The 15476-nt window shown below is 74.5% G+C and carries 12 protein-coding genes; 6 read left to right on the top strand and 6 right to left on the bottom strand.

The window, feature by feature from the left end:
- Positions 1-7 precede the first annotated feature (7 nt).
- A complete protein-coding gene (locus tag ABZ738_RS16360) occupies positions 8-1387 on the top strand; it encodes a BTAD domain-containing putative transcriptional regulator (RefSeq protein WP_357213982.1) in 1380 nt (459 codons plus the stop codon).
- On the opposite strand, the gene ABZ738_RS16355 is transcribed toward ABZ738_RS16360, so the two are convergent.
- From ABZ738_RS16355 to ABZ738_RS16345, 3 genes are all read right to left on the bottom strand, one after another.
- Positions 1364-2977, bottom strand: coding sequence for an FAD-dependent oxidoreductase (locus ABZ738_RS16355; protein ID WP_357213979.1), 1614 nt, complete (start codon positions 2975-2977; stop codon positions 1364-1366). The two genes, ABZ738_RS16360 and ABZ738_RS16355, sit on opposite strands and share 24 nt — an antisense overlap.
- A complete protein-coding gene (locus tag ABZ738_RS16350) occupies positions 2974-3951 on the bottom strand; it encodes a zinc-binding dehydrogenase (RefSeq protein ID WP_357213976.1) in 978 nt (325 codons plus the stop codon). The genes ABZ738_RS16355 and ABZ738_RS16350 overlap by 4 nt, the downstream gene beginning before the upstream one ends.
- 94 nt (positions 3952-4045) lie before the next feature.
- Positions 4046-5542 (bottom strand): DHA2 family efflux MFS transporter permease subunit, encoded by a 1497-nt coding sequence (locus tag ABZ738_RS16345; protein WP_357213973.1) that lies wholly within the window; start codon positions 5540-5542, stop codon positions 4046-4048.
- Positions 5543-5741: 199 nt separating this feature from the next.
- Here ABZ738_RS16345 and ABZ738_RS16340 point away from each other — a divergent pair, with 199 nt between their 5' ends.
- From ABZ738_RS16340 to ABZ738_RS16320, 5 genes are all read left to right on the top strand, one after another.
- A complete protein-coding gene (locus ABZ738_RS16340; RefSeq protein WP_131053973.1) occupies positions 5742-6200 on the top strand; it encodes a MarR family transcriptional regulator in 459 nt (152 codons plus the stop codon).
- A 16-nt stretch (positions 6201-6216) separates the two neighbouring features.
- Positions 6217-7248: an LLM class flavin-dependent oxidoreductase gene (locus tag ABZ738_RS16335; RefSeq protein WP_357213969.1), complete on the top strand. Its 1032-nt coding sequence runs from the start codon at positions 6217-6219 to the stop codon at positions 7246-7248.
- 77 nt (positions 7249-7325) lie between these two features.
- A complete protein-coding gene (locus ABZ738_RS16330; protein WP_357213966.1) occupies positions 7326-10418 on the top strand; it encodes a BTAD domain-containing putative transcriptional regulator in 3093 nt (1030 codons plus the stop codon).
- 42 nt (positions 10419-10460) lie between these two features.
- On the top strand, positions 10461-11627 hold the full coding sequence (locus ABZ738_RS16325) for an amidohydrolase family protein (RefSeq protein WP_131057689.1): 1167 nt from the start codon (positions 10461-10463) through the stop codon (positions 11625-11627).
- An 84-nt stretch (positions 11628-11711) separates the two neighbouring features.
- Positions 11712-12662 (top strand): aromatase/cyclase, encoded by a 951-nt coding sequence (locus ABZ738_RS16320; RefSeq protein ID WP_357213963.1) that lies wholly within the window; start codon positions 11712-11714, stop codon positions 12660-12662.
- Between the two features lie 28 nt (positions 12663-12690).
- Here the strand turns inward: ABZ738_RS16320 and ABZ738_RS16315 are convergent, their stop codons facing one another.
- Genes ABZ738_RS16315 through ABZ738_RS16305 form a run of 3 tightly spaced genes read right to left on the bottom strand, consistent with a single transcriptional unit; the run spans position 12691 to position 15462 of the window.
- Complete coding sequence (locus ABZ738_RS16315; protein ID WP_176092683.1) at positions 12691-12954, bottom strand: acyl carrier protein; 264 nt, start codon at positions 12952-12954, stop codon at positions 12691-12693.
- A gap of 31 nt (positions 12955-12985) precedes the next feature.
- The gene (locus ABZ738_RS16310) at positions 12986-14197 is read right to left on the bottom strand and encodes a ketosynthase chain-length factor (RefSeq protein ID WP_357213961.1); all 1212 of its coding nucleotides are present in this window, start codon (positions 14195-14197) and stop codon (positions 12986-12988) included.
- Complete coding sequence (locus ABZ738_RS16305) at positions 14194-15462, bottom strand: beta-ketoacyl-[acyl-carrier-protein] synthase family protein (protein WP_131057750.1); 1269 nt, start codon at positions 15460-15462, stop codon at positions 14194-14196. The genes ABZ738_RS16310 and ABZ738_RS16305 overlap by 4 nt, the downstream gene beginning before the upstream one ends.
- Between the last annotated feature and the right edge of the window lie 14 nt (positions 15463-15476).

The raw sequence follows: 15476 nt of genomic DNA, 5'->3' as shown, positions 1-15476 counted from the left end.
GGACTCGGTGACCGACTTTCGCATTCTCGGGCCGCTGCAGGTCACAATCGACGGACGACCGGTGCCGATCGGCGCCCCGAAACAACAGGCACTCCTGGTGACGCTGCTGTGGCGGGTCAACGAGGAGGTGCCGCTGGACGAGCTCTACCCCCGGTTGTGGGGTGACCGCCCACCGGCCCGACCCGCCGCCGCACTGCACGTGCACGTGGCCCGGCTGCGCGCGGTGCTCGGCGACCGGCCCGGAGTGCCGGCGAACTCGCCCCGCCCCCGGGTGCGGTCCCTCGGTGGTGGCTACGCGCTGCGTACCCCGCCGGAGACCGTCGACCTGCACCGGTTCCGCACCTCCGCCCACCGGGCGGAACAGGCTCGACTCGGCGACGACCCGGCCGGCGAACTCACCCACGTCCGGGCGGCGTTGGCGCAGTGGCAGGAGGATCCGGCGCTACCGTCCACCGTGGAGTCTCTCGCGGTGGTGCCCTCGCTCGCCGAGGAGGTCACCCCGGTGCTGGTCGAGGAGCGGTTACGGCTGCTCGAACGACGCTACGAACTGGAGCTGGCCACCCGGCCGCCCGGTGAACTCGTGGCGGAACTGCGGGCCCTGGTCGTCGCGTACCCGGTGTGCGAACGGCTGTGGTGCCTGCTGGTCACCGCGCTGCAACGTGCCGGTGACCGGGCGGCGGCCCTGGCCGCGTACGAGCGGGCCCGCGCGACACTGCGGACCCGACTGGGGCTGACGCCCGGGCCGGAGCTGGAGGCGGTGTACCGGCGGGTCGCCGGGGACGGCTGGCACACGCACACCGACCTACCGCCGGTCGACGCCGACCGGGAGCCGCGCGGCCCCGGCTGGACGGCCGTCGCCGCCGCGCTGGCCGGTCGGGAGGCCGGCACCGCGCTGCCCCTGGTGTGCCTCGCCGGTCCGCCCGGCCCGGACCGCACCGCCGACGTGGCGGCGCTGGCACGCCGGCTGCGCGCGACGTTCCCGGACGGGCAGTGGTACGTGCGCCTGACCGACCCCGCCGGTCGGCCGTGTGACCCGGCCGAGGTGCTCGCCGGGCTCCTGCGACGCTCCGGTCTGGCCGCCGACGCCGTGCCACGGCACCGCCGGGAACTGGTCACCGCGTACCGGGCCCGGCTCGCCGACCGGCGTGTGCTGCTGGTGCTGGACGACGTCCGCGACGCCGAGCAGGTGTACGACCTGCTGCCGGGCACCTCCCGGTGCGCGGTGCTGACCGTCGGCGACACGGTGGTGCCGGAGCTGGTGGCGCTGCACGGCGCCCGCCCGTTCGCGCCGCAGGCGTGGGGCGGCCCGCCCGCCTCCCGGCACGGTGGGCCCGGGGAGCGTCCGGCCGCCACCGCGCACGTCTCATCGCCGCAACAGGGTCCGTAGCACCTGCTCCAGCCGCGCCTCGGGATCGGGCAACGGGCCCACCGCCCGCCAGGCCACGAAACGGTCCGGCCGCACCAGCGTGGCGCCGTCGGGCCCGATGCCGTAGCGGGCGTCGAACTGGCCGTCCCGGTCGGCGTACTCCCCCGTCGGGCCGATCGTGTGCACGACCAGGGGCACGCCGAGCCGCTCGGCGGCCTGCCTCGCCGGTTCCGCCCAGGCGGCCCCCGCCGACCCGGTCAGCAGCACGAACCCGGTGCCGAACAGTGCCGTCGTCGAGGTGTCGGCGCCGTCCGGGCCGGTGAGCGGCAGGAAGGGCGCCCGCGATCCGGGCCGGCCGGTCGCCGTGGTCGGGTCCTCCACGAGCGTGCCGTCGTCGCCGGGTTCAAGCAGGACCGCACCGGCCGGGTACCGGTAGCCGAAGGCGAGCACGGCCGGTGGCAGCGGGGCGGGCACGCTGTCGTCGCGCAGCTCCGGCGCCACCCGCTCGACCAGGTTGCCGAACTGCTGCTCGACGAGCAGCCGGGCGTACGGCCCCCGTTCGGCCTGGTACGTCGAGAGCAGGTCGGGCCCCGCCCAGCCCTGGACCACGGCGGCGAGCCGCCAGCCCAGGTACCACCCGTCCATGATCGCCGTGTTGCCGCCGAGCCCGCCGGTCGGCGGCATCACGTGGGCGGCGTCGCCGGCCAGCAGCACCCGCTCCACCTGGAACCGTTCGGCGACCGCGCAGGCGATCGAGGTCTCGCCGTACTCGGTGATGTCCATCGGCAGGTCCGCGTCGAGTCCCAGGTCGACGGTGATCTGCCGGGCGATCGCTTCCCGGGACCGGTGCCAGCCCTCCGGCAGCTCCGGGGTGAGGTTGCGGAAGTAGCCGTACAGGCCGGGGATCTCGGTGTTGAACAGCACCGCCCGGTTGACGTGGAAGGCCGCGAACCGGGAGCCGTCGGCCGCACCGGGCGTGTGTGCCAGCGGCTCGCTGAGGTCGGCCTTGAACAGCACCCGCAGGACCTGCCCCACCACGCCACGCCCCTGCAGGGGTACGCCGAGCGACTCCCGCACCGGGCTGCGCCAGCCGTCGGCCGCGACCAGGTACGGCGCCCGCACCCGGTGACGCGTACCGGTCTCGGTCTCCTCCAGGAACGCGGTCACACCGTCGTCGTCCTGCGCCAGGCCGAGCAGCCGGGTGCCGAAGCGCACCTCGGCGCCGAGGTCACGGGCCCGCTCGGCGAGAGCGGCCTCCGCACCGGACTGGCTGGCCGTCCCCCACTCCTCGGGCGACACGTGCCGCATGGTCAGCTCCCGGCCGCTGACCAGCGTCCTGGTGACCGGGCCGCCCAGTCGGGGCGCGAGCACCATGGAGAATTCGGTACGGTCCGGACGGCTCAGGTCGCGGATCCGGTCCACCAGGCCGGCCACCCGCAGCGCCTCCATGGTGTGCGGGTACTGACCGGTGGCCTTGACCCCGGTCGACGTGCCGGCGCGGCGCTCCACGACCAGGGGACGCACCCCGTGCAGGCTCGCGAAGATGGCGGTGCTCAGACCGGCCGGGCCGGCACCGACCACCACCAGCGGCCGGTGCTCGACGGCGGTCACGGGACCAGCACCACGCGGCCGAGCTGGCGACGGTCCTCGATGAGCCGGTGTGCCTGCGCCGCCTCCTCCAGGGGCAGGACCGCGTGCACCGCCACCCGCAGCCGGCCGTCCCGGACCAGCTCGGTCAGCTCCCGCTGATGGCGTTCCGCCTCCTCGGGGGCGGCGGCGAGCCAGGCGTCGAACGCGGTGCCCACGATGCTCTTGAGACCGAGCAGATCGGTCAGGGCGACCCGCGCCACGTCGCCGTCGGCGCCCGCGAATCCGTAGTAGACCAGACGGCCGAGCGGTTTCAGCAACGCGAGGCTGGGTGCGAACACCGGCCCTTCGACGCTGTCCAGGACCACGTCCACTCCGGCGCCACCGGTCGCCGCCCGCACCTGCTCGGCCCAGTCCGGTGCGGTGTAGTCGACCACGACGTCGGCACCGTGGTCGCGGACGAACGCCGCCTTCTCCGGCGAGCCGACCGTGCCGATCACGGTCCCGGCGCCGCGCAGCTTCGCCAGTTGGGTCACCAGGTGCCCGATCGCCCCGGCGGCGGCGTGCACGAGCACCGACTCGTTGGGGGCGAGCCGGCCGACGCTGAGCACGTTCGCGGCGACCTGGGCGGTCGAGGCGAGCGCGGTGGCGACCGGCGCCGACACGTCGTCGGGTACGGCGACGGCCTGCCCGTCAGTGACGAGGACGTGGTCGGCGTACGCGTCGGCCACGCCCCAGGCGGCCAGCCGGTCGCCGACCGCGAAGCGGTGCGCGCCCGGTCCGGCCGCCTCCACCCGGCCCACCACGTCCCCGCGCGGCGCACTGGGCACCGGTGACGGGAACGGTGCGGTGCCGGAGCGCAGCTGGGTCTCGATGAAGTTGACGCCCACGGCCTCGACCCGGACGCGCAACTGGCCCTCGCCGGGCTCCGGCACCGGCACCTTGTCGACGGTCAACACCTCGGGACCGCCGTGCTCGGAGTAACGGATGACGCGCATGCGGGGGCTCCTCTTCCGTCGGCCGGCGGCGCGGTGCCGCCACCGCCGGTTCTAGCCGCGGGCACTCGCGGCCGGGTCGAGGACGCCCCCAGCGTCAGGCGGGTTGTCGTGGCGCGCGCAGCGGTCCGGGTACGAACGCGGCGGCCAAACCGGCCACGAGCGCGAACCCGACCACGAACCAGTACGTCCGGCCGTACGCCTCGGGTGCGAAGGTCCCGGCGGCGGCGAGACGGTCCTGGAGGGCGACCGCCACCACGGCGATGCCCAGCGCCCCGCCGATCTGGTTGAGGATGAACAGCGCGCTGGTGGCCCGGGGCGCGTCGGCGTCACCGACGGCGAGGTACATGAACGCCATCACGCCCGGCACCGTGAACCCGATCCCGAATCCGCCGACGCCGAACGCGACGGCGGTCACCGTCTGCGACGTGTCCGGTCCGACGCCGGAGAGCACCAGCGCGGCGAGTGCGGCGAGCAGCATGCCGATCGGTGCGGTGGCCCGCGCGGTGAGGCGGGAACCGGTCTTGCCGACGGCGATGGCACCGGCGGCACCGAGGATGCCGGAGGGGACCATCAGCAGGCCGGCGTGCAGTGCGCCGAACCCGCGCGCCTGCTGGTAGTAGAGCGGGGTGAGGAACAGCAGCGCGTTGGCGACCGCGCCGACGAGCAGCATGGTGACCACCGACATGGTGAACCCGCGCTTCTGGAACAGCCGTACGTCGATCAGCGGTGCGCTGGTACGCAGGGAGTGCAGCACGTACGCCACGAGCAGGGCCGCGCCGACGACGAAGGCGGTGACCGCCCGCCCGTCACCGAAGTCGCCGCGGTGCGCGGCGGTGACGAGGCCGTAGATCAGCGCGGCGAATCCGGGCGAGAGCAGGGCCAGGCCGAGCAGGTCCAGTTTCGGCGCGGTGGTGTCCCCGGTGGGACCGTCGGCGGGCAGCACACGAAGCGCGAGCACCAGCGCCACCACGCCGACCGGCATGTTGATGAAGAACATCCACCGCCAGCTGATGTCGTCGACGAAGAAGCCGCCGAGGATCGGGCCGAGCACCGGGCCGACGGTGAGCGGGATCGAGATGAGGCCCATCGCCTTGGTGACGCGGGCGGGGCCGGCGGCCCGGGCGATCAGTGCCTGCACGACCGGGAAGATCATGCCGCCGCCGATCCCCTGGACCACGCGGAACGCGATCAGGCTCTCGGCGGACCAGGCCAGACCGGACAGCAGCGAGCCGAGGGTGAACAGCACGACGGCGAAGATCCACACTCGTCGGCCGCCGAACCGGTCCACCCCCCACCCGGCGACCGGGGTGGCCATCGCGACGGCGAGCAGATAGACCGCGGTGACCCACTGGATGGTGGACAGCGGCGCGTCGAACACCGCGGTCAGGCGCGGCACCGCGACGTTGACGATCGTCTCGTCGAGAAGCGCCATGAGCAGGGCCAGCAGCAGGACCCCGGCCATCTTGAGGAAGGCCGGGTCGAGGCGGTCGTCGGTGACCGGGGTCGGGCCGGTGGGATCGGGCGCGTCGTCGGGTGCCCGCCGCGACGCGGCCCCCTCGGTTGCGGCCAGAGACGGCGTGTCACTGGACATGGTGTGGACCTCCGAGCCGGGTGATCGGGGATTGACGCTGGGATACTACATGCATGTGCACACATTATTCTGGCGCACTTCAGCGCGCCGTACGCGTGTTTCCCTGCCCCGACTCGCAGTCAGGCACGAAAAGAAGATGCTGTTACATTGAATGAGCAGCGACATGTAGGGTAGGGCGGTAGCAGACGAAGGGGGCCCGATGGCGGAGCGACGCGACGGACAGCCCGACCTGCTCGCCCTGTGGCGGCAGCTGACCGTCCTCACCGGTCGACTCGGGCAGACGCTGGACCGACGGCTCACCCGCGACTTCGACCTGACCCTCACCGAGCTGCTCGTGCTCGACGAGCTGACCCGGGGCAACCCTCGGGGCATGCGCATCCAGGACCTCAGCGACGCGGTCGCCCTCGACCAGTCCTCGATGAGCCGCCTGGTCACCCGCCTGACCGCCAAGCAACTCGCGGCCCGGGTGAGCTGCGCGCACGACCGCCGTGGGGTCTACTGCCAGATCACCGAGCCCGGCCTGGAACGGCACGCCCTGGCCGCCCAGGCATGCCGGGCGGAGCTGGCCACCGCACTGGACGCCGCCGCCTTCGACGAGCGCCTGGCCTCCGTCGTCGCGCGGCTCACCCGCCCCGTCGGCCTGCCCGCCGACGCCTGACACGCAGGGAGCACCCGTGCAGCTGTCGATCCTCGACCAGTCGATGATCCCCGAGGGGTCCACTCCGACCCAGGCCCTGCACCACACTCTCGACCTGGCCCGCGCGGCCGACGCGCTGGGCTATCACCGCTACTGGCTCGCCGAGCACCACGCCACGCCGTCGTTCGCGAGCCCGGCCCCCGAGGTCATGGTGGCCCGGCTCAGCGGTGAGACGAGCGGGATCCGCATCGGCAGCGGCGGCGTGCTGCTGCCGTACTACAGCCCGTTCAAGGTCGCCGAGACCTTCCGGGTGCTGCACGCCCTCGCACCGGGCCGGGTCGACCTCGGCATCGGGCGGGGCGCAGGAGCCAGTTCCCGCGACGCCCGGCTACTCAACCCGCACCTCTACACCTCCTCCGACGACGCGTTCGGCGACCAGGTCGACGCGGTGCGCGCGTTCCTCGGCGCCGTCGGCGACCAGGGCGGCATCATGCCGTCGGTGGAGGGCACCCCCCAGGTCTGGCTGCTCGGCGCGAGTCCGCCCAGCGCGGCCCTCGCCGGTCGACTCGGGCTGCCGTATTCCTTCGCGCACTTCGGTCGCCCGGAGCTTGTCACCGAGGCGGTGCAGACCTACCGGCGGCATTTCGACCCGCGCACCGGCGGCACCCCCCGGGTGATGGTCGGCATCGGCGTCTACTGCGCGCCGACCCGCGAGGAGGCGGAGCAGATCTTCGCCAGCCAGCGCCTCTTCCGGCACCGGATGTCGCGGGGCGACCTGCGACCCGTGCCCCCCGCCGAGGTGGCGCTCGCCCAGCTGCCCGGTCTCGCCGAGGATCTGTCGACCGAGCGCACCGAGTGGCCGCGCTACCTGGTCGACTCCCCCGACGAGGTCGCGCGGCAGCTCACCGCGATGAGCGAGGCGGTGGGCGTGGACGAGTTCGTCGTCCTGTCCACGATCCACGACCACCGGGCCCGGGTGCGCTCGTACGCGCTTCTGGCCGAGGCCTGCGGCCTGCCCCCGCGCGACGTGCCCCGACGGTCGACGCTCGCCACCCTGCAACCCACATGACGAATATGACCGGCACGCATTTCCCGTCCGGAAACATCGAGGCGCGACGATAGAAGGCCCACCGTCCAGGAGGCCGCGTGACCGCGACAGCCGGAACCGGGCAGACCGCCGACGACGAGTACCGCGTCCTGGGACCCCTGGTCGCGACGCTCTCCGGCTGCCCGGTGCCGGTCACCGCCCCGAAGCAACGCGTCTTCCTCGCGGCGCTGCTGCTGCGGGCGAACACCTGGGTCGGCGCGCCGGAACTGGTCGGCGCGGCGTGGCACGACCGACCCCCGGAGAACCCCCGGGCCGCCCTCCACGTGCACCTCTCCCGGCTGCGCGCCCTCTTCGCCGGCATCCGCCCCGACGTGCCCGCGCCGATCGAGACCCGGCCGGGCGCGTACCGCATCGTCGTGCCGCCCGGGTCACTGGACCTGCACCGCTACCGCGAGGCGGCGACGCGGGCCCGGGAGGCACGACGCGCCGGACGGCCGGACGTCGAAATGTACTGGGTGCGGCAGGCGCTGGCGGAGTGGCGCGGGGAACCACTCGCCCTGGTGCCGTCGGTACGCATCCGGCAGGAGGTGGTCACCGGCCTGGTGACGGATCTGCTGCACCTGACGGAACGACGCTTCGAACTCGAACTGGCCCTGGGTCGGCATGCCGAGGTCGTCGGGGAACTGCGTACCGCCGTCGTCGCGCACCCGCAGCGGGAACGCCTCTGGGCGCAGCTCATGGAGGCGCTCGCCGGCAGCGGTGACCGGGCCGCCGCACTCGCCGCGTACCACCGGGCCCGCGACCGGCTGCGCGAGGAGTTCGACGCGACGCCCGGCCTGGAGCTGCGGCAGCGGTACCGACGACTGCTGGCCGAGACCGGCGACGCCGCGCGGCCCCGGACGCCGCAGCGTCGGACCGACCGTCCCGTGGTGGCCGCCCGCAGCGGCTGGCGGGCGCAGTGCCAACTACCCCCGGACGTCGCCGACTTCGCCGGGCGAGGCGACTCCCTTGAGGAGCTGCACGCGGCGCTGCGCGCGACGCCGGACGGGCCACCGGTGGTCTGCCTGACCGGGGCACCGGGCGTCGGCAAGTCGGCGCTGGCGGTCCGCACCGCACACCGCCTGCGGGACCGGTTCCCCGACGGCCAGTGGTATGTGCACGCCAGTGAGGCCGACGGCGCAGGCCGCGACTGGCCGCAGATCCTCGCCGAACTACTGACCGCCGCCGGAGAGGACCGTCCACCGGCCACCCCCGCCGCCGGGGCCCGCGCGTTGCAGCGCCGCCTCGCCGGTCGCCGGGTACTCATCGTCATCGACGACCTGCACGACGCCTCGGCGCTGCGCGGCCTCTTCCCACTCGCCGCCGACTGCGCGGTCCTCGTCACGCACCGCGGGCGACCGGACGCCCTCACCTCCTGCCCCGGCGTCCGGGTCGTCGCCCTCGACGTGCTCTCCCCCGCCGAGTCGGCGGCGCTGCTGACCGTCATGATCGGACCGGACCGGGTCACGCGGGAACGCGCGGCGCTGGCGGCGCTCGTCGACCACTGCGACCGCCTGCCGCTGGCGCTGCGGATCGCCGGGGCCCACCTCGCCACCCATCCGAGCCAGGGCATCGGCGAATTCGTCGAGCTGCTCGGCGCCAACCCGCTCGACGCGCTGAGCCTGCCCGGCAGCCGTCGCGCGGCGGTCCGCACCGCGTTCCACCTCGCCTACACCGCGCTGCCGGCGCGTACCCGGAGGATCTTCCGGCTGCTGGCGCTCGTGCCGGGGGTGTCGCACCGCGCCGAGACCGTCGCGGAGCTGGCCGGCCTGCCCGTCGCCACCGCGTCGCACGCACTGGACGAGTTGGTCCGCGCCCAACTCGTCGAGCAGGGCCGGGACGGGGCGGTACGCCTGCACAGCCTGATGGCACGCTACGCCGCCGAGCGGGGCACCGCCGAGGACGCCCCCGCGTACCGCCGGGCGGCGCTGCGCCGGTTGGGCGGGTGGTATCTGCGCACCGCCGACGAGGCGGTCGGGCTGTGCCACCCGGAGGTGGTCCGGGTGCCCGTCACCCCCCGGACCTCGACCTTCGCCGGGCGCCGGGCGGCTCGCGGCTGGCTGGCACGGGAACGCCGCAACCTCGTCGCGGTGGCGGTGCACGCCGCGTCCACGGGGCTGGTGCCGCTGGCGGTCCGGCTGACCGACGTGTTGCGCGGTCCGTGCGGAGCCGACCGGCACCACGCCGACTGGCGGTCGGCCGCCGAGGCGGCGGTCGGCGCGACCGATCCGGCCCGGGCGCCGGTGCACGCCGCGATCGCGCGGCTCAACCTCGGCCTGGCGTTGCAGGGCCTGCACCACCTGGACGCCGCCGAGCCGCACCTGCAACACGCCCGCGACCGGTTGCACCGGCACGGGCCGGCACCGCTGGAGATCGTCGCGCTCACGGCGCTGGCCACGCACCGTCTCCAGCGCCCCCGCAAACGGTTCGACGAGGCCATCCGCCTGCTGCACCGTGGTCTGCGGCTGTGCCGGCGACTCGGTCTGCGGCAGGCGCAGGCGCGCTGCCTGCTGCACCTCGGGATGGCCCATCACGGGCGCGGTGACCTGCGGCTGGCCCGCCGGTACCTGTTGACGGCGGCACGTGTCGGCGACCGCCTCGGTTCCTGCTCGGCCCAGCCGGAGATCCTGGCGCGACTCGGCACGGTCTGCGGCGACCTGGGCGCGCACCGGGAGGCGGCCCGGTGGCTGCGTGAGGCGTTGCGGCTCGGGCGGTGCGCCCGGTCGGCGCACTCCGTGGCGCTCGCCTCCTACGGCCTGGCCCGGGTCGGTCGGGCCACCGGTCACCGGGACCGCGCGCACCGGCACGTGGGCCGGGCGATGGCGTTCGCCGAGGAGGGCGGGTACGTGGCGCTGCTGGTCAACGGCCGCAACCTGCTGGCCGCGTTGCACCAGGACGGGGGCCGGGCGGATCTGGCGGAGCCGGAGTACCGGCGTGCGTTGCGCGAGGCCGAGCGCATCGGCCACCCGCAGGCCCGCTGCGAGGCGCTGACCGGGCTGGCCCTGCTGGCCCAGCGGCGCGGCCACCACCGGGAGGCGCGCGGCCACGTCCGGCAGGCGGCCGGCGCGGCCCGGGCCGCCGCCTCGGTGCGTCTGCAGGCACACGTCCGGCAGGTGAGCGCCGGGCTCCGGCGAACCTCTAGCGCGAGCTGACACGCTGCCCCGGCAACGACCGGCGGCACGCGGAGGAGGCACATGCTCGCGCTACGGGCACGGCGACTGTTCGACGGGGTCCGCCCGGTGCCGATGTCGCGACCCACCGTGCTCCTCTCCGGCGGCGTGATCGAGGCGGTCCTGGACGGTCCGCCGCCGCGCGGCGCCGAACTGGTCGACCTCGGCGACACGACGCTGCTGCCCGGGCTCGTCGACGCCCACGTCCACCTGGCCTTCGACGCGACGCCGGACACCATGGGCAGTCTCGCCGTCGCCGACGACGACACCCTGCTGGCCCGGATGCGGACCGCCGCCACGGCGACACTCGACGCCGGTGTCACCACCGCCCGTGACCTCGGCGACCGGGGTTACCTGGGGCTCCGGGTCCGGGCCGAGACCGCCGACGCACCGCACCTCGGGCCCCGGCTGCTCGTCGCCGGGCCACCGATCACGTCGTACGGCGGACACTGCTGGTTCCTCGGCGGGGAGGTCGACGGCGTCGACGCGATCCGCGCCGCGGTGCGGCACCGGGCCGAACGCGGTGTCGACGTGGTGAAGGTCGTGGTGACCGGCGGCCAGCTCACCCCCGGTTCGCTGCCGCACGAGATGCAGTTCGGGCCGGTGGAGTTGGCCGCGGTCGTGCGGGAGTCCCACCGGTACGGGCTGCCGGTCACCGGGCACTGCCATGCCGCCGACGGTGTCGCCGCCGCGGTCTCCGCCGGCTTCGACGGCATCGAACACTGCACGTTCGTCACCGCCGACGGCGTGCACGCGGACCCGGCACTGCTGGCCCGGATGGCGGCGGCCGGGACCCGGATCACGCTCACCCTCGGCACCGTCGGACACGGGGGCGGCGGTGGCGGCGGTGACCCGCGCCGGGCGGCCGTGCACGCGGCCCTGCGTCGGGTGGCCGGCTCCGGCGTTCCCGTCGCCTGCGCCAGCGACGCCGGCTGCGGGCCGGGCAAGCCCCACGGGTCGTCGCTGGCGTACGGGGTCGAGGCGATGGTGGATCTCGGTGTCCCGCCCACGGCCGCGCTCCGGGCGGTCACCTCCGGCGCCGCGCAGGTCTGCGGCCTCGCCGACCGGGTCGGCCGGATCGCGCCGGGGTACGACGCCGACCTGCTCGCGGTGCACGGTGACCCGACCGTCGAGCCCGGTGCGCTGCGGCGGGTGGCCGCCGTCCTCCGTGCCGGGCAACGGGTGCGGTGACTCTTCCAACGACTCTCCACCCGACGCCGATGGGCGCACGGGAGGCTCGACGGGTACCCCGACCGAGCCGGCAGGAGGTCTCCCGTGCCCGATCCCACCGTCCACACCACACGGCACACCGTCGACGTGAACGCGCCCGTCGACGCGGTGTACCCGATCATCGCCGACGTCACCCGCTGGCCGTACACGTTCGCTCCCACCGTCCACGTCGACCTGCTCGACCGGGACGACGACGGGCCGCAGCAACGTGAACGGCTGCGGCTCTGGGCCACCGCCAACGGGGTGGTGCGCTCCTGGATCTCTCGTCGGACACTGACACCGGCCGAGGGCCGGATCACGTTCCGGCAGGAGGTGTCGGCGGCGCCGGTGGCCTCGATGGGCGGCGAGTGGCTGCTCGAACAACTCGACGGCGGCACCCGGGTCGTCCTGCTGCACGACTACTCCGTCGTGGACGACGATCCCGACGCCGCCGCCTGGGTGGCGCGGGCCGTCGAGCACAACAGCACCGCCGAGCTGGCGGCGCTGCGCGCGGCGGCGGAGTCCGCCGATGACGGCACCCTGCTCTCCTTCGCCGACGAGGTGTACGTGGCCGCCCCGGCACCGGAGGTGTACGACTTCCTGTACCACGCCGACCGCTGGCGGGAGCGGTTGCCACACGTGGCCCGGGTGGAGCTGACCGAGGACGAGCCCGGCGTGCAGATCCTGGAGATGGACACCGTCGCGCCGGACGACAGTGTGCACACCACCCGGTCGGTGCGGGTCTGCTTCCCGTCCGACCGGATCGTCTACAAGCAGACGGTGCTGCCGCCGCTGCTCGCGGCGCACACCGGCACCTGGACGCTGCGTCCCGAGCGCGACGGTGTGGTCGCCACGTCGCACCACACGGTCGTGCTGCGCCCGGACCGGGTCGGCGCGCTGCTCGGCGACTCGGCGACCCTCGCCGACGCCCGGGACCTGGTCCGCCGCTCGCTGGGCACCAACAGCCGTCGCACGTTGGAGCAGGCACGTCGGCACCTGCAACCGGTGGCCGACTGATCGCGAGCTTTTCCGCCCGTCGCGCTGCTCAGACCCCGGTCGCCGTCCGGTTGACGTAGTCCAGCAGCGACCGTGGTGTGTCGCAGCTCTCGACCACCTCGTCCGGCAGCGTCACGGCGTACTCGCGGGAGATCCGGGAGACGGTCTCCAGCAGGGCGAGCGAGTCGAAACCCAGGTCGACGAAGGGGGTGTCCAGGATCTCGCGATCTAGGTCGACGGAGTCGTCCTCGCCGGCCGACGCGCGCAGGATGCGGCGCAGGTCGTCGAGGTGGAGCGGCTGGTCGGCGGTCATGGGCGTCCTTTCGGGTCGGTGTCGGTGCGGGTCACGGGGCGACGCGGCGGAGCACGGCGGCGGCGTTGAAGCCGCCCCGGCCCCGGGCCACCACCAGCACGCGGTGCAGCGGCAGTGACCGGGGCTCGCCGGTGACCAGGTCGATCGGGCAGTCGGGTGCGGGTGCGTCCACCCCGACGGTGTGCGGCGCGACGCCGTCGCGGATGGCGAGCAGCGCGGTGGCGAGATCCAGTGCGGCGGCACCGGCCTGGAGCCGGCCGACCGTGCTCTTGGGCGCGGTGACCGGCACCCGTCGTGGCCCGAACACCTCCGCCAGGTCGGCCGCCTCGGTCCGGTCGGCCACGCGGTCCCCGGCGCCGTCGGCGAAGACCAGGTCCACGTCTGCGGGCGTGATGCCGGCGTCGCGCAACGCGCCGGTGATCGCGCGGCGCAGCCCGGTCGCGGGCACACCCGCCGGGTCGAACGTCGCCGCGTAGCCGGCCAGTTCGCCGTAGACCCGGGCGCCCCGGGCCCGTGCGGACTCCGCGTCCTCCAGCACCAGGTGCGCGCCCCCCTCGCCGGGCACGGCACCGTCGGCGTCCACGTCGAACGGCAGGTACGCCCGTCGCGGGTCGGTGCGGGTGCTGAACCCGCCGGTGCTGAGCCAACCGGCGAGGCCGAGCGGGCAGAGTGCGCCGTCGACGCCGCCGGTGAGCACCACCGGGGTGCCCCGACGGATCTGCCGTCGCGCGTGCCCGACCGCGTCGAGCCCGCCCGCGTGGTCGGTCACCAGGGCGGCACCCGGGCCGCGCAGGTTGTGCCGGATCGAGATCTGGCCCGAGTTGACCGCATAGAACCAGGCGAAGGACTGGTAGGCGCTGACGTGGCTGCCGCCCTTGCTCCAGAGGTTCTCCAGTTCCCGCTGCCCGAACTCGAAGCCGCCCATCGAGGAGGCGGTGGCCACACCGACGTCGTACCGGACGCCCTCGACCGCCGGCACCCCGGCGTCGGTCAGGGCCTGCTCGGCCGCGTACAGGCTCAGTCGGGTCATCCGGTCGGTCTGGGGCAGCAGCCGTCCCGGCAGGTGCTCCTCGGCGACGAAGTCGGGCACCTCACCGGCGAGCCGCAGCGGGTAGCCGGTGGCGTCGAAGCGGCTGATCGACCGGATGCCGCTGTGCCCCCGCACGGTGGCCTGCCAGTACGCCTCGACGTCGAGACCGGTGGGTGCGGCCACGCCGAGGCCGGTGACGACCGGGGCGTTCACGCCGCCCGCCGATCGGGCCGGGCCAGCACCACCGCGCTCTGGAAGCCACCGAATCCGCTGCCGACGCTGAGCACCGTGTCGGTGCGGTGCTCGCGGGCGACGTTCGGCACGTAGTCGAGGTCGCACTCGGGGTCGGGTACGTGCAGGTTGGCCGTGGGCGGCACCAGGTGGTGCTCCATCGCCAGGGCGCAGGCCACCAGTTCCAACGCCCCGATCGCGCCGAGCGAGTGCCCGATCATGGACTTGATCGAGCTGACCGGCACCCGGTGGGCGTGTGCGCCGAGGCTGCGTTTGAAGGCCGCCGTCTCGTGCCGGTCGTTCTGCTTGGTGCTGGACCCGTGGGCGTTGACGTAGTCGACCTGCTCGGGAGCCAGGTGCGCCTCGGCCAGCGCCACCCGGATCGCCTCGGCCATCTCCACGCCGTCGGCGCGCAGCCCGGTCATGTGGTAGCCGTTGCAGCGGCTGCCGAAGCCGGCGACCTCGGCGTACACCGGGGCGCCCCGGCGGCGGGCGTGCTCCAGCTCCTCCAGGACCAGCACTCCGGCGCCCTCGCCGAGCACCAGGCCGTTGCGCGTCGAGTCGAAGGGACGCGACGCGTGTTCCGGGTCGTCGTTGCGCGGGCTGGTGGCCTTGATGGCGTCGAAGCAGGCCAGGGTGATCGGTGAGATCGGCGCGTCGGTGCCGCCGGTGACCACCACGTCGGCGCTGCCCTCACGGATCAGTTCGGCACCGTGCCCGACCGCGTCGAGGCCGGAGGTGCAGCCGTCGGAGACCAGGGCGACGGGTCCCTGCGCGCCGACGACGTGTGCCACCTCGGCCGCCACCGCGCTGGGCACGAACCAGTCGTAGAGCTGCGGCACCGCGTACGTCGGGTCGACCAGCCAGGAGCGCCCGCCGTCGCTGAGCACGACGTACTCCCGCTCCATGCTGGTGGTGCAGCCGACCGCGCAGCCCAGCGACACCGCCACCCGGTGGCCCTCCTCGCCCGGCAGGTCGAGTCCGCTGTCCGCGACCGCCTCCCGGGCGGCGACCACGGCGAACTGCGTGGCCCGGTCCATCCGCCGGGCCTCCTGTGGGCCGAGCCCGGCCTCGACCGGGTCGAAGTCGCACTCGGCGGCGATGCGCGAGCGGTAGGGCGACGGGTCGAAGGCGGTGATGCCCCGGGTTGCGGTGCGGCCTGAGGAGAGCAGGTCCCAGAACTGCTTGACGGTGCTACCACCCGGGGCGACGGCCCCGAGTCCGGTGACGACCACGCGACGGCTCATGGTCCGACGGTCGC

Origin of the sequence: Micromonospora sp. NPDC047793 (assembly GCF_040642635.1) — a bacterium.
Taxonomy (GTDB): domain Bacteria; phylum Actinomycetota; class Actinomycetes; order Mycobacteriales; family Micromonosporaceae; genus Micromonospora.
The sequence above is the reverse complement of the archived record's forward strand: the minus strand, read 5'-3'. Positions and strand labels throughout refer to the sequence as shown.